Origin of the sequence: Saccharopolyspora sp. ASAGF58, assembly GCF_012277335.1 — a bacterium.
Taxonomy (GTDB): Bacteria; Actinomycetota; Actinomycetes; order Mycobacteriales; family Pseudonocardiaceae; genus Saccharopolyspora; species Saccharopolyspora hattusasensis.
Genome location: NZ_CP040605.1, coordinates 688,799 through 706,129, shown reverse-complemented (window position 1 = coordinate 706,129; position 17,331 = coordinate 688,799). Strand labels below are relative to the sequence as shown.

General features: G+C 70.2%; 16 protein-coding genes. 14 read left to right on the top strand and 2 right to left on the bottom strand.

The annotated features are described in order from the left end of the window. The first annotated feature begins 2 nt into the window (after nucleotides 1-2). The 8 genes from ruvC (at nucleotide 3) to FDZ84_RS02955 (ending at nucleotide 9,296) form a co-directional block, all read left to right on the top strand. Nucleotides 3-593 (top strand): crossover junction endodeoxyribonuclease RuvC, encoded by a 591-nt coding sequence (gene ruvC, locus FDZ84_RS02990; RefSeq protein WP_168584608.1) that lies wholly within the window; start codon nucleotides 3-5, stop codon nucleotides 591-593. Continuing rightward, entirely contained in the window at nucleotides 590-1,189 is a 600-nt protein-coding gene (gene ruvA / locus FDZ84_RS02985) for a Holliday junction branch migration protein RuvA (RefSeq protein ID WP_168584607.1), read from the top strand. The genes ruvC and ruvA overlap by 4 nt, the downstream gene beginning before the upstream one ends. Before the next feature lie 10 nt (nucleotides 1,190-1,199). After that, nucleotides 1,200-2,270, top strand: a complete 1,071-nt coding sequence (ruvB, locus tag FDZ84_RS02980) for a Holliday junction branch migration DNA helicase RuvB (RefSeq protein WP_168584606.1) — start codon at nucleotides 1,200-1,202, stop codon at nucleotides 2,268-2,270. A 412-nt stretch (nucleotides 2,271-2,682) separates the two neighbouring features. Next, entirely contained in the window at nucleotides 2,683-3,063 is a 381-nt protein-coding gene (yajC, locus tag FDZ84_RS02975; RefSeq protein WP_168584605.1) for a preprotein translocase subunit YajC, read from the top strand. A 380-nt stretch (nucleotides 3,064-3,443) separates the two neighbouring features. Beyond that, entirely contained in the window at nucleotides 3,444-5,006 is a 1,563-nt protein-coding gene (gene secD, locus FDZ84_RS02970) for a protein translocase subunit SecD (RefSeq protein WP_168584604.1), read from the top strand. After that, nucleotides 5,003-6,190 (top strand): protein translocase subunit SecF, encoded by a 1,188-nt coding sequence (gene secF, locus FDZ84_RS02965; protein WP_168584603.1) that lies wholly within the window; start codon nucleotides 5,003-5,005, stop codon nucleotides 6,188-6,190. Before secD ends, secF begins: the two co-directional genes overlap by 4 nt. After that, nucleotides 6,187-6,753 (top strand): adenine phosphoribosyltransferase, encoded by a 567-nt coding sequence (locus tag FDZ84_RS02960; protein ID WP_210435406.1) that lies wholly within the window; start codon nucleotides 6,187-6,189, stop codon nucleotides 6,751-6,753. Before secF ends, FDZ84_RS02960 begins: the two co-directional genes overlap by 4 nt. A gap of 224 nt (nucleotides 6,754-6,977) precedes the next feature. After that, the gene (locus tag FDZ84_RS02955; protein ID WP_168584602.1) at nucleotides 6,978-9,296 is read left to right on the top strand and encodes a bifunctional (p)ppGpp synthetase/guanosine-3',5'-bis(diphosphate) 3'-pyrophosphohydrolase; all 2,319 of its coding nucleotides are present in this window, start codon (nucleotides 6,978-6,980) and stop codon (nucleotides 9,294-9,296) included. A 70-nt stretch (nucleotides 9,297-9,366) separates the two neighbouring features. Here the strand turns inward: FDZ84_RS02955 and FDZ84_RS02950 are convergent, their stop codons facing one another. Further along, on the bottom strand, nucleotides 9,367-10,209 hold the full coding sequence (locus tag FDZ84_RS02950) for a peptidylprolyl isomerase (protein WP_168584601.1): 843 nt from the start codon (nucleotides 10,207-10,209) through the stop codon (nucleotides 9,367-9,369). A 184-nt stretch (nucleotides 10,210-10,393) separates the two neighbouring features. Between FDZ84_RS02950 and FDZ84_RS02945 the strand changes: the two genes are divergently transcribed. The 3 genes from FDZ84_RS02945 to FDZ84_RS02935 are packed head-to-tail and all read left to right on the top strand — an operon-like array spanning nucleotide 10,394 to nucleotide 12,998. Continuing rightward, on the top strand, nucleotides 10,394-11,077 hold the full coding sequence (locus FDZ84_RS02945) for an MBL fold metallo-hydrolase (RefSeq protein WP_168584600.1): 684 nt from the start codon (nucleotides 10,394-10,396) through the stop codon (nucleotides 11,075-11,077). Between the two features lie 20 nt (nucleotides 11,078-11,097). Next, the gene (hisS, locus tag FDZ84_RS02940; protein WP_168584599.1) at nucleotides 11,098-12,366 is read left to right on the top strand and encodes a histidine--tRNA ligase; all 1,269 of its coding nucleotides are present in this window, start codon (nucleotides 11,098-11,100) and stop codon (nucleotides 12,364-12,366) included. Further along, nucleotides 12,363-12,998, top strand: a complete 636-nt coding sequence (locus tag FDZ84_RS02935) for a hypothetical protein (RefSeq protein ID WP_168584598.1) — start codon at nucleotides 12,363-12,365, stop codon at nucleotides 12,996-12,998. Before hisS ends, FDZ84_RS02935 begins: the two co-directional genes overlap by 4 nt. A gap of 53 nt (nucleotides 12,999-13,051) precedes the next feature. Here the strand turns inward: FDZ84_RS02935 and FDZ84_RS02930 are convergent, their stop codons facing one another. Continuing rightward, a complete protein-coding gene (locus tag FDZ84_RS02930; protein ID WP_210435405.1) occupies nucleotides 13,052-14,518 on the bottom strand; it encodes a YibE/F family protein in 1,467 nt (488 codons plus the stop codon). A 132-nt stretch (nucleotides 14,519-14,650) separates the two neighbouring features. Here FDZ84_RS02930 and FDZ84_RS02925 point away from each other — a divergent pair, with 132 nt between their 5' ends. From FDZ84_RS02925 to FDZ84_RS02915, 3 genes are read left to right on the top strand one after another with little or no spacing between them, the layout of a single operon-like run. Beyond that, nucleotides 14,651-15,643, top strand: coding sequence for a radical SAM protein (locus FDZ84_RS02925; protein ID WP_246868759.1), 993 nt, complete (start codon nucleotides 14,651-14,653; stop codon nucleotides 15,641-15,643). Nucleotides 15,644-15,700: 57 nt separating this feature from the next. Further along, the gene (tnpA, locus tag FDZ84_RS02920; RefSeq protein WP_168584597.1) at nucleotides 15,701-16,099 is read left to right on the top strand and encodes an IS200/IS605 family transposase; all 399 of its coding nucleotides are present in this window, start codon (nucleotides 15,701-15,703) and stop codon (nucleotides 16,097-16,099) included. Nucleotides 16,100-16,103: 4 nt separating this feature from the next. Then, entirely contained in the window at nucleotides 16,104-17,321 is a 1,218-nt protein-coding gene (locus FDZ84_RS02915; RefSeq protein ID WP_168584596.1) for an RNA-guided endonuclease TnpB family protein, read from the top strand. Nucleotides 17,322-17,331: the final 10 nt, after the last annotated feature.

Genomic DNA, 17,331 nt, shown 5'->3' with positions numbered 1-17,331 from the left:
TCGTGCGCGTGCTGGGAGTCGACCCCGGGCTGACCCGCTGCGGGCTCGGCGTGGTCGACGGCGGTCGCGGCCGGGAGGTCGCCTGCGTCGCGGTCGGCGTGGCGCGCACCCCGCCCGAGGACGCGCTGGCCAGCCGGCTGCTGGCGGTCGCCGACGTGGTGGAGCAGTGGATGGACGAGCACCGCCCCGAGGTGGTGGCGATCGAGCGTGTCTTCAGCCAGCACAACGTGCGCACCGTGATGGGCACCGCCCAGGTCTCCGGCGTCGTCGCGCTGGCCGCCGCCCGGCGCAACCTGCCGGTGGCCTTCCACACGCCGAGCGAGGTCAAGGCCGCCGTCAGCGGTTCCGGCCGCGCCGACAAGCGCCAGCTCACCACGATGATCACCAAGATCCTCGGGCTGGCCGCAGCGCCCAAACCGGCCGACGCCGCCGACGCGCTGGCGCTGGCGGTCTGCCACCTGTGGCGGGCCCCGATGGCGGCCCGGCTCGCCGCGGCGGAGGCCCGCGCCGCCGAGCTCGCCCGCAACCACCGCGCCCGGCTGAAGGCCGCGCAACAGGCCACCCGGGCTCGAACAGGAGGGTTTTCCCGATGATCTCCACGGTGCGAGGTCCCGTGCTGTCCGTCGGGCTGGACCACGCCGTGATCGAAGTCGGCGGCGTGGGCATGGCGGTGCACGCCACCCCGGTCACGCTGGCCGGGCTGCGCCGCGGCGAGGAGGCGCGGCTGTGGACGTCGCTGATCGTGCGCGAGGACTCGCTGACGCTCTACGGCTTCGCCGACGCCGAGGCCCGCGACCTCTTCGTGCTGCTCCAGACCGCCTCCGGGGTCGGCCCCCGGCTCGCGCTGGCCACGCTCGCGGTGCTCGCGCCCGACCAGCTCTGCCACGCGCTGGCCGACGGCAACCTGACGGTGCTCACCCAGGTGCCAGGCATCGGCAAGAAGAGCGCCGAGCGGCTGGTCCTGGAGCTGCGCGACAAGGTCGGGGTGGTGGCCGGGTCCGCGGCCGGTCCGCCGGCGGCGGTGGACCGCGGCCGGGTCCGCTCGGAGGTGTCCGAGGCGCTGGTGGCCCTGGGCTTCTCGGCCAAGCAGGCCGAGCACAGCGTCGAGGCCGTGCTGGCCGCTGGCAACGGCGACCTGGATACCTCGGCGGTGCTGCGCAAGGCGCTGGCCACCCTCGGCCCGAAGTGAGGTCGGCCTGATGCACGAGGACAACGACGGCTGGCCGCCGTCCGATGACGGCGTCGCCCTGACCCCGCACCAGGACCCGGGCGACCAGGACGTCGAGATGACGCTGCGCCCGCGCAAGCTGAGCGAGTTCGTGGGCCAGGCCCGGGTGCGCGAGCAGCTCGAACTGGTCCTGCACGGCGCGCTTAAGCGCGGCGAACAGCCCGACCACGTACTGTTCTCCGGCCCGCCGGGGCTGGGCAAGACCAGCCTGTCGATGATCATCGCGACCGAGCTCGGCGCCTCGATCCGGGTCACCTCCGGCCCGGCCCTGGAGCGCCCCGGTGACCTCGCGGCGATGCTGTCCAACCTCGCCGAGGGCGACGTGCTGTTCATCGACGAGATCCACCGGATCGCCCGGCCCGCCGAGGAGATGCTCTACCTGGCGATGGAGGACTACCGGGTGGACATCGTGGTCGGCAAGGGCCCAGGGGCCACCAGCATCCCGCTGGAGCTGGCCCCGTTCACGCTGGTCGGGGCCACCACCCGGTCCGGCGCGCTGACCGGGCCGCTGCGCGACCGGTTCGGCTTCACGGGGCACATGGAGTTCTACACCGCGGCGGAGCTGGAGCAGGTGGTGCGCCGCTCGGCCGGAATCCTGGGCGTGGACCTGCGCGACGACGGGGCCGTCGAGATCGCCGGCCGGTCCCGGGGTACTCCGCGAATCGCCAACCGGTTGCTGCGGCGGGTCCGAGACTTCGCGGAGGTGCGGGCCGACGGAACGGTGACCCGTGAGATCGCGCAGGCCGCGCTGGAGGTCTACGACGTCGACGAGATCGGCCTGGACCGGCTGGACCGGGCCGTGCTCCGGGCGCTGATCAGGTCCTTCCGCGGCGGCCCGGTGGGGATTTCGACGCTGGCGGTCGCGGTCGGCGAGGAGCCCAGCACCGTCGAGGAGGTCTGCGAGCCGTACCTGGTGCGGGCCGGCATGCTCGCCCGCACCCCGCGCGGCCGGGTCGCGACGGTGGCGGCGTGGCAACACCTGGGCATGACGCCGCCGCAGCACGCGCCCGGCGAGTCGCAGTCCGACCTCTTCGGCGAGTGATCGAATAGCGGCCAGGGACACCCGCCTGTTGCGCAGCTCGGCGGTGTCGAAGCGACAAATCGCCGATACTGTGACCCACGCCCAGCTTTCGGCTCGCCGTCGGGGTGCTGGTCCGTGCTTGCGGCGTGACGTTATCCTCCTCAGGTCCCGCTCGGTGGAGACGGGCCGTGTCAAGCGGCGCTGCCGGACGGGAGGTGTGCAGCGCGGCAGGCACGAACCGCGCCCCGCGCGAGAGCGGGGAGGCGCGTCCGCGAACAGCTCGCGGCCCGCGCGGGCCATGAAGACGCTCCTGGTTCCCAGCGGGAGATGACGTCGACCCGAGTTGACCTGGCACACTGGGGCAGAACATCCGAACAATTCGGGCGCAGTACTGCGAGGGCTGGGCCCCGAAGCGTCCGCTGAACGGAGCACGATGGACCTCCAATCCCTGATTCTTCCGCTGCTGATCGTCCTGCTGGCGGTGCCGCTGTTCCTGCAGGCCCGCAAGCAGAAGCGCGCGATGGCCGAGCAGCAGAAGCTGCAGAACTCGATCGCCCCCGGCGACAAGGTGATGACCACCTCCGGCGTGTTCGGCACCGTCGTCAGCACCAGCGACGACAGCATCGACCTGGAAATCGCGCCGGGCATGACCACCACCTGGGTGCGCGCCGCGGTCCGCGAGAAGGTCAACACCGACACCGCCGCGGAGGCCAAGAAGGACGAGGCAGCCGAGACCGACAGCGCCGAGGCCGCCGTGATCACGGAATCGAAGGCCGAGGTCGCCGAGCCGATCGAGCAGCAGAAGATCAACTGACGTCCGGCGGGACGTTCCCGCGCCACCGGGTGCCGCACCGGCGCCCGGCAGGCGGGGCCGTCGCCGCCCGGGGCGCGACGCGGGCACCGGTTCTCCGGGCCCGCGTCCGTGCGTAGTGGACGATCAATGCACAGCTGCCACCCGGGCCGGTGGCGCTTGCACCGGGCCTGTCAGACTGGAAAGCGGAACGCGGTGATCCGCCACTCCGTCGTGGCGAAGATTGCCAAGAGAGCGCGCCGATCGGGGAACCTGGCAAACCCGGCTGTAGTTTGGCGGCGTTGCGGCGGAACCGCCCGCCGCGGCTCGCGCAGTTCGGTGGGTGACGTCTATGCGAACCGACCGCGCACCCGATACGGACCGTGGACAGGAGAACTGACGCCGTGGCACCTCCGGCCGGGCAGCTTCGCCCAGGGCGTTATATGGCGATCTTCGCGCTGATCGTCGTGGGGCTGTACGCACTGGTGTTCTTCACTGGTGACGGCAAGCCGACGCCGAAACTCGGGATCGACCTGCAGGGCGGCACCCGCGTGACGCTGACGGCTCGCACACCGGACGGCCAGCCGCCCACGAGCGAGTCACTGAACCAGGCCCGGCAGATCATCGAGACCCGCGTAAACGGCATGGGCATCAGTGGTTCCGAGGTGACTCGGGACGGCAACAACCTGGTGATCACCGTGCCGGGCGCGGGCGGTGAGGAAGCCAAGCAGCTGGGACAGACCGCCGAGCTGAACTTCCGCAAGGTCGTCAACGCGGTGCCCGCGCCGCCGCCGCCGGCGGGGACCACCCCGCAGCAGGCCGTGCCGCCGCCCGGGCCGGGCGACCAGCGGAAGGCGATCGACGAGGCGAAGGCGCTGCGCCAGAGCACCGACCCGAACATCCAGATGCAGGCGCTGCAGTCGCTGAACTGCGCCGCCGAGGACCCGCTGCGCGGCAACGACGACCCGAAGCTGCCGCTGGTCACCTGCGACCGCGAGGGCCAGCAGAAGTACCTGCTGGAGCCGGTGTTCCTGCCGGGCAAGGAGGTCGCGAACGCGCAGGCCGTGCCGCCGCAGCCGCAGGCCGGGCAGCCGGGCTGGACGGTGTCGCTGGACTTCAAGAGCGAGGGCGCCAAGGTCTGGGCCGACTTCACTTCCGCCAACGTCGGTCAGCAGGCCGCGTTCGTGCTGGACACCGAGGTGGTATCGGCGCCGGAGATCCAGCAGGCCCTGCTGGGCGGCAACGCCAGCATCAACGGGCAGTTCAACCAGGAGAGCGCCACCGACCTGGCCAACATCCTCAAGTACGGGTCGCTCCCGCTGGCCTTCGACCAGTCCGAGGCCGAGACGGTGTCGGCGACCCTCGGGGTGGCCTCGCTGGAGGCGGGCCTGATCGCCGGCGGCATCGGCCTGCTGCTGGTCGCGGTGTACTGCCTGCTCTACTACCGGCTGCTGGGCATCCTGACCGTCCTGTCGCTGGCGCTCTCCGGTGGCGTGGTCTACGCGGTGCTGGTGTTGCTCGGCCGCTGGGTCGGCTTCACCCTCGACCTGGCCGGCATCGCAGGTTTCATCGTCGCGATCGGCATCACCGCGGACTCGTTCATCGTGTTCTTCGAGCGGCTCAAGGACGAGATCCGCGAGGGCCGCACCTTCCGCTCGGCGGTGCCGCGGGCCTGGACCCGGGCCCGGCGCACGATCCTGTCCGCCGACGCGGTCAGCTTCCTGGCCGCCGCGGTGCTGTACGTGCTCGCCGTCGGCCAGGTGAAGGGCTTCGCCTTCACCCTGGGCATGTCGACGGTGCTGGACCTGGTCGTGGTCTTCCTCGTCACGCATCCGCTGGTGGCGATGGCTTCGAAGAACAAGTTCTTGTCCAAGCCCTCGGTCTCCGGCCTGGGGGCGGTGCAACGGCTCGGTGACCAGTACCGGGCCGCCCGCAAGGCCGCCGCGACCACCGCCAAGGAGGCGTGAAGGTGACGACTCCAGGAACGGAAGGCGCCCAGCGCGGAAGCGTCTTCCACCGCCTCTACACCGGAACCGGTGCCTTCGACATCGTCGGCAAGCGTTCCTGGTGGTACATCTCGCTGGGCCTGCTGGTGCTGGTGTGCATCGGCGCTATGGGGTTCAAGGGCTTCAACCTCGGCATCGACTTCGAGGGCGGCACCAAGATCCAGATGCCCGCGGTCGGCGTCCAGGGGCCGATCCAGGCCGACCAGGTGCAGGCCGCGTTCCAGGACGCGCTGGGCCACCCGGCCGAGACGGTGCAGATCGCCGGTTCAGGGAGCAACCAGAGCATCCAGATCCGCTCGTCGTCGCTGACCACCGAGCAGGTGGCCGCCGTCAAGCAGTCGCTGTTCAACGAGCTGCAGCCGCTGAACGCGCAGGGCGCCCCGAGCGAGCAGGTGATCAGCGACAGCGCGGTCAGCGGCACCTGGGGTGGCGAGATCACCCAGCAGGCGCTGATCGCGCTGGGCGTGTTCCTGGTGCTGGTCACGATCTTCCTGGCGTTCTACTTCGAGAAGTGGATGGCGGTGGCGGCGCTGATCGCGCTGCTGCACGACGTCGTGGTGACCGCCGGGATCTACTCGCTGGTCGGATTCGAGGTCACGCCGAGCACGGTCATTGGCCTGCTGACCATTCTCGGGTTCTCGCTGTACGACACGGTGGTGGTCTTCGACAAGGTCAAGGAGAACACCCGCGGCCTGCTCGGACTGACCCGCCGCACCTACGGCGAGGCCGCGAACCTCGCGGTCAACCAGACCCTGATGCGCTCGATCAACACCTCGGTGATCGCACTGCTGCCGGTGATCGGGCTGCTCGTGGTGGGCGCCGGGCTGCTCGGCGTCGGCGTGCTGCAGGACCTGGCGCTGGTGCAGATGGTCGGCATGATCGCCGGTGTGGTGTCGTCGATCTTCCTGGCCACGCCGCTGCTGGTGGACTTCAAGATGCGTGAGCCGAAGTTCCGGGAGCACGCGGCGAAGGTGCAGCAACGCCGCGAGCGCGCCGCCCTCAAGGCCGCCGGGGAAGACGTCCCGGTCGAGCCAAAGCGCGCGGCCGAGCCAAAGCGCGCCGTCGCGGCGGGCTCGGGTTCGCGCGGTGGGCGTCCCGGTCCCGGTGGCAAGGCGGGACGCCCGTCGGGGAAGCGGCGGCGTTGACCGCTGCGGAGGAGACGGCCATTTCCGTTCAGGTGACAGATTCGACCGATCACGCGCTCCGGCAGGCAACGGAGCTGATCCGGGAGGTGCCGGACTTCCCCGAACCGGGGGTGCTGTTCCGCGACATCAGCCCGCTGCTGGCCGACGGTGCCGGGCTGAACGCCGTGGTGTCGGCGCTGGGAAGGGACATCGAGTTCGACGTCGTGGCCGGTGTGGAGGCGCGCGGTTTCCTGGTCGGCGCGGCGGTGGCGCAGGAGTTCGGGACCGGCGTGATCGGGCTGCGCAAGCCCGGCAAGCTGCCGGTGGTCGCGGACCGGGTGGACTACACCCTGGAGTACGGCCGCGCCACGCTGGAGCTACCGGCGGACACGCTGCGCGCCGGTCAGCGGGTCCTGATCGTGGACGACGTGCTGGCCACCGGCGGCACCCTGGGCGCGGCGTGCCGCCTCGTCCGCCAGGCCGGTGCCGACGTCGCGGCGGCGGCCGTGGTCCTCGAGCTGACCGCGCTGGAAGGCCGCGACAAGATCATGGGCGAGACCGTCCGGGCCCTGCTGCAGGCCTGATTCGTCGAGGCGAGGGGCACTCGTGACCTGCTGGCCGGGTTGCGGGTGCCCCTCGCCGTGCTGATCGGTCGGGCTGAAGTTTCCGGGTCCGTCGACTGCGCCAGGTGACCGCTCGGCGTATCACACCGGGACCAGGGAAGGTTCGTATCCCGGATGGCGTTATTCTCAGTGTCCGGGTCCCCCGGACCTGGGACGAGAGCAATGCCTGAGCCCGGGAGCGTGCGGTGAGCCAACACGTCGAATCTCCTGCTGCGGCGACCGATCCGGTTGCCGAGCCGAGGGCGGCCTCCGCGACGCGTCGGGTCCGCGCCCGGCTGGCCAGGAGGATCACGGCGCAGCGGGCCACCCCGGTGAAGCAGGTGCTGGAGCCGCTGGCCACGGTGCACCGCGAACTCCACCCGCAGGCGGATCTCGCGCTGTTGCAGCGTGCCTACGACGTCGCCGAGGAGAAGCACAGCAGCCAGCGGCGCAAGTCCGGCGACCCCTACATCACGCATCCGCTGGCGGTCGCGACGATCTTGGCCGAACTCGGCATGGACACCACCACGCTGGTGGCCGGGCTGCTGCACGACACCGTCGAGGACACGGACTACTCGCTGGAGAAGCTCGGCGCCGAGTTCGGCGAGGAGGTGGCGCACCTGGTCGACGGGGTCACCAAGCTGGACAAGGTCAAGCTGGGTGCCGCCGCCGAGGCCGAGACCATCCGCAAGATGATCATCGCGATGGCGCGTGACCCGCGGGTGCTGGTGATCAAGCTCGCCGACCGGCTGCACAACATGCGCACCATGCGCTTCCTGCCGCCGGAGAAGCAGGCCCGCAAGGCGCGGGAGACCCTCGAAGTGCTGGCGCCGCTGGCGCACCGGCTGGGCATGGCGACCATCAAGTGGGAGCTGGAGGATCTGGCGTTCGCCATCCTGCAGCCCAAGAAGTACGACGAGATCGTGCGCCTGGTGGCCAACCGCGCGCCGTCCCGCGACACCTACCTGCGCACCGTCATCCACGAGCTCTCGCACCAGCTCGACACGGCCCGGCTGGCCGCGAAGGTGGAGGGCCGCCCCAAGCACTACTACTCCATCCACCAGAAGATGATCGTGCGGGGCCGCGACTTCGACGACATCCACGACCTGGTGGGCGTGCGGATCCTGGTCGACGAGGTGCGCGACTGCTACGCCGCGATGGGCGTGGTGCACGCGCTGTGGCAGCCGATGCCCGGCCGGTTCAAGGACTACATCGCCCAGCCCCGCTTCGGCGTCTACCAGTCGCTGCACACCACGGTGATCGGCCCGGAGGGCAAGCCGCTGGAGGTGCAGATCCGCACCCACGAGATGCACCGCACCGCCGAGTACGGCATCGCGGCGCACTGGCGATACAAGGAGACCAAGGGCCGCAACGGCAGCGGCGGGCAGTCGGCCGTCGAGGTCGACGAGATGGCGTGGATGCGGCAGCTGCTCGACTGGCAGCGGGAGGCCGCAGACCCCGGCGAGTTCCTCGAGTCGCTGCGCTACGACCTCGCGACCAGGGAGATCTTCGTCTTCACGCCGAAGGGCGACGTGATCACGCTGCCGTCCGGCTCCACCCCGGTGGACTTCGCGTACGCGGTGCACACCGAAGTCGGTCACCGCTGCATCGGCGCCCGCGTCAACGGCCGGCTGGTGGCGTTGGAGCGCAAGCTGGAGAACGGCGAGGTCGTCGAAATCTTCACGTCCAAGGCGGAGGGCTCCGGCCCGAGCCGGGACTGGCTGTCGTTCGTGGCCTCGCCACGCGCCAAGGCGAAAATCAAGCAGTGGTTCGCCAAGGAACGCCGTGAGGAGGCGATCGAGTCCGGCAAGGAGCTGATCGCCAAGGAGGTCCGGCGGCTCGGCCTGCCGGTGCAGCGCCTGGTGTCGGCCGAGACGCTCGGCGCGGTGGCCCGCGAGCTGCACTACGTCGACGTCACCGGGCTGTACGCGGCGGTGGGGGAGAAGCAGCTGTCGGCGCAGCACCTGGTGCAGCGCCTGATGACGTTCATCGGCGGACCCGAGCAGGCGGCCGACGAGATCGCGGAGCGGTCGACGCCGTCGACCCTGCTCGGCAAGCGCCGCAGCAGCGGCGACTCCGGTGTCGTGGTCAAGGATGCCGGGGACGTGTGGGCGAAGCTGGCGCGCTGCTGCACGCCGGTTCCGGGCGACGAGATCCTGGGCTTCGTGACCCGCGGCGGCTGGGTGAGCGTGCACCGGACGGACTGCACCAACGCCGACGACCTGCGCCGCACGCCCGAGCGGCTGGTCGAGGTGTACTGGGCGCCGTCGGCGTCGTCGGTGTTCCTGGTCGCGATCCAGGTGGAAGCCCTGGACCGGCACCGGCTGCTCTCCGACGTCACCAAGGTGCTGGCGGACGAGCGGGTGAACATCCTGTCGGCATCGGTGACGACCTCGAAGGACCGGGTGGCGGTCAGCCGCTTCTCCTTCGAGATGGGCGACCCGAAGCACCTGGGCCACGTCCTCAAGGCGGTCCGCAACATCGAGGGCGTCTACGACGTCTACCGCGTGACCTCGGCGGCTTAGTTTCCGCAGCTCAGGAGCCGTGAGTGTTTTCGGGTGCCATAGCACCCGAAAACACTCACGGAAGGTTCGGTCAGCCCTGGACGTCAACCTTCTCAAAGGTGACGTTCTCCTTCGGGTGGCCGCCGCCCGGCGACGGCTCGAACGCGCCGTCGTGGCCCGCGCGTGCGATGCCGTCGATGACCTGCAGGCCTTCCTCGGAGATCGTGCCGAACACGGTGTAGTCCGGCGACAGCGGAGCATCCCCGAAGACCATGAAGAACTGGCTACCGTTGGTGTTCGGGCCGGCGTTGGCCATCGCGAGGTAGCCGCGCCCGTACTGCAGCTCCGGGAACGTCTCGTCGTCGAAGGTGTAGCCGGGGCCGCCGGAACCCTTGCCCGTCGGGTCGCCGCACTGCAGCATTTGCAGGCCCTCGGTGCCGATCCGGTGGCACGACGTCCCGTCGTAGTAGCTCTGCTTGGCCAGGTTGATGAAGCTGTTGACGGTGCACGGGGCCAACGCGCGGTCGAGCGTCAGCGGGATCGCGCCGTGGTTGGTGTTGATGGTGGCCTGCACGGTGCCCTTGGACGACACCTTGCCGTTGGCCGGCGGCTGCACCGGCTTGCTCGCGCCCTTGCTGTCCGGCTTGTACTCGCAGGAGACCGGGTCGGCCAGCGGCGTCGGCCGCGCCGGCGGCGGTGCGAGCTGGGTGGGGATCTGGATCTCCGGCTGCGCCTGCGGCTGCGGCGGCTGCTCCTGCGCCGTGTCGCCACCCGTGCGGGTGAAGTAGAAGACGCCCACCACGACCGCGATGACCACGACGATCGTCGCGCCGATGGTGATCACCCGGCGTCGCTTGTCCTGCTCCGCACGGCGCTGCAACTGGCGTTCGAGCTTCCGCTTGGCCGCCTGGCGACGCTGCTCGTTGCTGGGCACCTGCTCCCTCCCCGGATTCGGTGAACCTGATGTTGTCCGGGGATTTTATGGGGTCGGTCGCGGACCGTTCCTGAGAGCCCGCGCATCGTGCGTGCCGCGCGCGAAGGCGCACGTGGGCGGGACGATAACCTTGGGACAACCGACCCGCTCCATCGGGTGTCGCCGCAACGAAAGGTCGCACTTCGTGCTTGTCCTCGGGTTCCCGGTCGGACCGCTGCAGGCGAACTGCTACGTGCTCGCGCGCGGGGAAGGCGAACCCTGCGTCGTCGTGGATCCCGGTCAGGATGCCGTGCCGCAGCTGGACGAACAGCTGCGCAAGCACCGGCTCGCGCCCGCCGCGGTGCTGCTCACCCACGGGCACTTCGACCACGTCTTCTCCGCAGGTCAGGTGTGCGCCGCGCACGACGTGCCAGCCCACGTCCACCCGGCCGACCGGTTCATGCTCGACGACCCGGGCGCCGCGCTCGGCCCGGCCGGCCGGCAGTTGTTCGGCGACGGCCCGATGATGGACGCGCCCGCCGACGTCCGCGACCTCGCCGGCGGCGACGTGCTGGAACTCGCCGGACTGCGCTTCGACGTCACGCACACCCCGGGCCATACCGGCGGATCGGTGCTGTTCGGCGTCGGGACCGACGAGGGTGGGCGATTGTTGCTGTCCGGCGACACCCTCTTCGCCGGCGCCATCGGGCGCACCGATCTGCCTGGCGGCGACCACGGCCGGATGCTCGAGTCGCTGAGCACCAAGGTGCTGCCGCTGGACGACGAGACCGTCGTGCTGCCGGGCCACGGACCGACCACCACCATCGGGCGCGAACGCGCGGGCAACCCGTTCCTGCAGGGTCTGCCGGCGTCCGAAGCCACTTCCTGACGAGGACTGAACCACCACTCATGAGCACGTTCACCGCACCCAAGGGCATCCCGGAGTACTACCCGCCGGAGTCGGCGGGCTTCCTGGCGGTCCGCGACACCCTGACCGACGCCGCGCGCCGCGCCGGCTACGGCTACATCGAGCTGCCGCTGTTCGAGGACACCACCCTGTTCGCGCGCGGCGTCGGGGAGTCCACCGACGTCGTCACCAAGGAGATGTACACCTTCGCCGACCGCGGCGGCCGGTCCATAACGCTGCGCCCGGAGGGCACGGCGGGCGTGATGCGCTCGGTCATCGAGCACGGCCTCGACCGCGGCCAGCTGCCGGTGAAGCTGCACTACAGCGGGGCCTTCTTCCGCTACGAGCGGCCGCAGGCCGGGCGCTACCGGCAGCTGCAGCAGGTCGGGGTGGAGGCGATCGGCGTCGACGACCCGGCGCTGGACGCCGAGGTCATCGCGATCGCCGACGAGGGCTACCGGCGGCTGGGGCTCACCGGGCACCGCATCGAGGTCACCTCGCTCGGCGACAACACCTGCCGCCCCGCCTACCGGGCGAAGCTGCAGGAGTTCCTGCGCGGGCTGCCGCTGGACGAGGAGACCCGGCGCCGCGCCGAGCTCAACCCGCTGCGGGTACTCGACGACAAGCGGCCGGAGGTGCGGGAAATGGTCGCCGACGCCCCGCTGATGGTCGACCACCTCTCGGCGGAAGCCAAGGAGCACTACGAGCAGGTCAAGGCGCACCTGGTGGACCTCGGCGTGCAGTTCGTGGAGAACCCGCGCATGGTGCGCGGCCTGGACTACTACACCAAGACCACCTTCGAGTTCGTCCACGACGGGCTCGGCGCGCAGTCCGGCATCGGCGGCGGCGGGCGCTACGACGGCCTGATGGCCGAGCTCGGCGGGCAGGAGTACTCCGGCGTCGGCTTCGGGCTCGGTGTCGACCGGACCCTGCTGGCCTGCCAGGCCGAGGGGCTGACCGTCGGCGACCAGGCGCGCTGCGACGTGTACTGCGTGCCGATGGGCGAGACCGCCAAGCGCCGCCTGGTGGCGGCTGCGGGCGGACTGCGGGCCGTCGGGGTCCGCGTCGACGTCGCCTACGGCGGCAAGGGCCTCAAGGGCGCGATGAAGGCGGCGGATCGCTCGGGTGCCCGCTTCGCGCTGGTGCTCGGCGAACGCGACATCGAGGCCGGCACCGCGCAGCTCAAGGAGCTGGCCAGCGGCGAGCAGCGCGCGGTTGCACTGGATTCGCTGGTGGACGAGGTCCGGGCCGCCGTGGCGGAGGGGAGATGACCGGAGTCGAGACGATTCCGCTGGATCTGCTGGATCGCAAGACGATCCGGACCCGGGCCCGGAACGTCGCGATCGCCGCGCTGATCGTCGCGGCCGCGCTGGGCGGCATCGTGAGCCTGTTCGCGGGCCCCACGGGCTTCGCGATCACCGCGGCGATCGCGGGAATCCCGTTGCTGCTCCTGGCTTTTGCGGAATCCCGCAAGACCATCGCGTTGCGCGGCAGCGAGCTGGTGGCGCGCGCGGTGGGAACCCGAGTGGTCGATGTGAAGGCCGCGGAACGCTTCGACCTGTTCGTCACCGACCTGCGCGGCGCGCGGACGATCAACCTGCTGATCGGCGGGCCGCCCAAGGGCAAGGCGATCAGCGTTTCGCTGGCGCTGTACGCGGGCACCGGCGGCCGGGAGCTCGGGATTCTCGCGCTGCGCCGGCTGGCGGACACGCTGGCCGGTTCGGCCGATACCCGGGCGCTGGTGCTCTCCCAGCTGGTCGTGGCCCAGCTGAGGGCGGAGGCTCGCGGCGACGCGGCCCCGGACCGCCCGCTGTACCGGCTCGCATCGGTCGCACCGCCGGGCCGGATGGCGCAGCGCCTGCATCCCGACGCGGTCGCCAAGTTCGTAGCGGCCCTGGGCTAGCGCCGTCCTCGTGAGTGTTCGTGCCGGTTCTTACCGGAACGAACACTCACGACTCAGCGGCCAGGCCTGCGGTTCTGCGGACGCCACCACACCGTCGCCGTCTCCGAGCCGGTGGCGGCCGCACGTCCCACGCGGTCCGCGACCGAGCTCCCGCTCCGGCCCGCTGCGGCCTTCGCGGGTTCCCGAACCGCTACCGCGGCGGCGATCGCCGTCGTGATCGGCACCGCCGCCACCAGGCCGATGCTGCCGACGAGGGTGCGCACCACTTCCTGCGCCACCGCCTGCGAGCTCACCACCTCGCCGAAGGTCCGGCCGGAGAGCGTGTAGGCCAGCAGCATCGGCAGGGCCGCGCCCGCGTAGGCCAGGACCAGGGTGTTCACCGCCGATGACACGTGGTCGCGGCCGATCCGCTGCCCCGCCTTGTAAAGCTGCCGCCAGGACAGCGCCGGGTTGGCCTTGCGCAGCTCCCACACGGCACTGGTCTGGGTCACCGTCACGTCGTCGAGCACGCCCAGCGCACCGATCACGATCCCGGCCAGCAGCAGCCCGCGCGCGTCGATCGGCGCGCCCAGCACGCCCATCAGGCTGGACGTGTCCTCGTCCAGCCCGGTCAGGCTGGTGGCCGCCGAGAAGACCGCGCTGAGCACGCTGATCAGGGCGAGGCTCAGCAGGGTGCCCAGCACCGCGGTCGAGGTCCGCGCGGAGAAGCCGTGCGTCAGGTAGAGCACCACGAACATGATCACCCCGGCCCCGGCCACCGCCACCAGCAAGGGATCCTGGCCGGCGAGGATGGCGGGCAGCACGAAGCCGACCAGCACGACGAGGCTCAGGCCGAGCGCGACCAGCGCGGCCAGGCCCTGCCAGCGGCCGAGCACGATCACCGCCGCGGCGAACGCCAGCGCTAGGATCAGCAGCGGCGCGCCGCGCTGGAAGTCGACGACCTGGTAGGACGCCGGGTCGTCGGGGTTGGCCCCGGCGTAGCTGAGCACCACCCGGTCACCGACGGCGAAGCGCGGCGAGCCGGGGTCGGTCGGCACCACCTGCCGGATGGTCTGACCGGGCCGCGGGCCGTCCTGCGTCCGCACCCCGAGCACGACGCAGCCGCCCTGGTCGGGCGAGTCCTGGGTGCAGGAGCCGGCGACGGCGGAGACGACCTCGGCGTTGACCGGGTCCTGGCCGAACCCGAGACCGGCGCCGGTGCGCTGCTGGTGGCCGAACGGGTAGAGCAGCAGTGCGCCGACGATGGTGGCCAGCGCGAAAGGCAACAGCGCGATCGCGAGCACCCTCTTGACCTGCTTCGACGCCGGCTCGGCGGGGCCGTGCTCGTGCCCGTGACCATGCCCGTGGCCCTGCGCGGTGCTGCTTTCGGAGCTGGGGCGGCGATCGCGTTGTGCCTGGCCCGGGCCTGTCTGGGCGGCCTGCGCCCGGGGCGTCTGGTCGCGATCGGCGGCGCGGCGGTGGCGTGCCCGGTGGCCGCCTCCGGGCTCGAGAGGCTCTCCGGTGGGGTGGCGGTCGGTCACCGGGCAATTATGCGGACCGCCCACCGAGCGACCACCGGAGAGGTACCCGACGACCCTCCGTCGCCGCTGCCTCCCAACTGAAGAGCCATCCTGGCCTGGACTCCTGGCAGCAGCGCGGCGAGTGAATCCACAATGGACATTTACTGGACCGGATGCGGCAGTTGTTGCGGTTTTTGTGATGGGGCCCGCCTTTCCGCAGCGTTTTGCGGTTGGTGCGTGGCCATGCGCACGGGGGTTTACCCGATAGGTGGGTGTCCGTTCAAAGCGCTCGACACGATCTCGAAACTGTGTTCGAATCAGATCATGCGATGGGAACAGCAACGGGTCACGCCGCCGGCCGGGGATGCGCCGGAACTGCCGCTCGCGTTGCCGGAGCCGCAGGCGCGGTCCGGCGGGCGCGCGGGCTTGCGCCTACCGGAGCCGGTGCCGATCGAGGCGGGCACCGCCGAGGCCTACGCGATCGAGATCCACGCCAAAACGATCATCAACCGCGTGCCGGGGGAGTCCCAGGTTCCATTTCGCTGGACGGTGAATCCATACAGAGGATGCACCCATTCTTGCATTTATTGCTTTGCCCGCCGCACTCACACGTATTTGGACTTGGACGCCGGGCATGACTTCGACAGCAAGATCGTGGTCAAGGTCAACGCCGGGACCTTGTTGCGCAAGGAGTTGGCCTCCTCGCGTTGGGCCGGCGAGGCGATCGCGATGGGCACCAACACCGACCCGTACCAGCGCGCCGAAGGGCGCTACCGGCTGATGCGGGAGATCCTCGCCGCGCTGCGCGACCGGGCCAACCCGTTCTCGGTCCTCACCAAGGGGACGCTGATCCTGCGGGACGTCGACTTGATCACGGAAGCTGCGCAGCGGACCAGTGTCTCGGTAGCGGTGCCGGTGGGTTCGGTCAATGAGGCTTTGTGGCGGGCAGTGGAGCCGGGGGCGCCATCGCCGCTGCGTCGTCTCGACGTTGTGCGACGGTTTACCGAGGCGGGCATCGGGTGCTCGGTCTTGATGGCGCCGATCCTGCCCGGACTCAGCGACTCGTCAGCCGAGATTGATCAGGTAGACGTAGTGCGCAGACCCCCGGATTTATCCGTGGGGTTAGCACGTCAAGTCCGATCCTGACGTGCCCAGCGGTAACCCTGCCAACGTTAGATAGTTCGGCGCTGTATAGTTCTGGGTATGGTCGTCACGCTGCGATCGAACGCGAACATCACCTTTCAGTGCGCGTTCCGCGTCGTGTGGTGCCCGAAATACCGGCGCCGGGTCATCGGTGGCCGGATGGAGGAACGCTTGAAGCAGCTCATCCGGGAAGTCGTCGAGGAGAAGGGGGCGTGGCTGGTGGAGCTGGAAACGATGCCGGACCACGTTCACGTTCTCGTCGAAGTCGACCCGCAGTACGGGGTGCACAAGCTGGTCAAGGCGATTAAGGGACGTTCGTCGCGGGTGTTGCGGGAAGAGTTCCCGTGGTTGCGGTCGAAGCTTCCGACGCTGTGGACCAACAGCTACTTCGTCGCGACGGTCGGCGGCGCACCGCTGTCGGTCATCAAGCGCTACGTCGAACAGCAGAAGGCCCGGTGAGCCGATGCTGACGGGACGTCGCTACCGCTTGAAGCTCAGCACCGCGCAGGCCGCCCAGTGCGAGGAGTTCGGCAATATCTGCCGGGCAGTGTGGAACACCGCACTGGAACAACGCCGCGAGTACCGGCGGCGGGGGGCGTGGATGAACTACAACGAGCAAGCCGGACAGCTCGCCGACGCGAAAACCGAGCACGACTGGTTGCAGACCGTGCCGTCGCACATCCTCCAGCAGGCGTTGAAGGACCTGGACCGGGCGTGCCGCGACCACGGCACGTTCCGGGTTAAGTGGCGCGGCAAGCAGCGTTGGAACCCGTCGTTGCGGTTCCCGATGGGCAAGCTCATCGAGGTCGAGCGGCTGAACAAGCGGTGGGGACGGGCGAAGCTCCCGAAGCTGGGGTGGGTGCAGTTCCGCATGACCCGCCAGCTCGGCGGTGCCGTGCGGTCCGCGACAGTGTCCCGCGACGGCCGGGACTGGTTCGTGTCGTTCCTCGTCGACGACGGCGCCATCACCCCAGAACGGCACGCCGCACCCCACAGCGGCGTCGGTGTCGATCGTGGAGTCGCGGCAGCGGTAGCTACCAGTGACGGCAAGCTCATTGACCGCGATTTCGTCTCGCCTGGCGCGGATGAGCGTTACCGCGGGTTGCGGCAGAAGCTTTCCCGGCAGAAGCGGGGCAGCGCAAACCGTAAGAAGACGCTCGGCAAGATGCGCCGGTTGAAGCGGCGCGAACGCGACCGGCGAGCGGACTTCTGCTCGCAGGTCGCGGCCGAGCTCACCGACCGCAACGCGCTGGTCGTGCTGGAAGACCTCCGTACCCGGAACATGACCCGGTCGGCGAGCGGAACCGCCGGAGAACCCGGCCGGAACGTCGCCCAAAAGTCCGGCCTGAACCGCGCCATCCTCGACAAAGGCTGGCACAAGTTTGAACTGGCCCTGCGTAACGCTGCCCGCTATACCGGCAGCGAGATCGTGAAGGTGCCTGCTGCGTACACGTCGCAGACGTGCGCGGTGTGTCGTGCTGTGGACCCGGAAAGCCGTGAGAGCCAAGCGGTTTTTCGGTGTACCCAGTGCGGCCACACGGCGCACGCTGACGTGAACGCGGCGAAGAACATTCTCGCCGCCGGACGGGCGGTGACAGCCTGTGGAGACCTCGCCGTTAGGCGGTCCGTGAAGCAGGAACCGCAACCGGCGTTAGCGCTGGTTGGAATCCCCCGGCTTTAGCCGTGGGAAG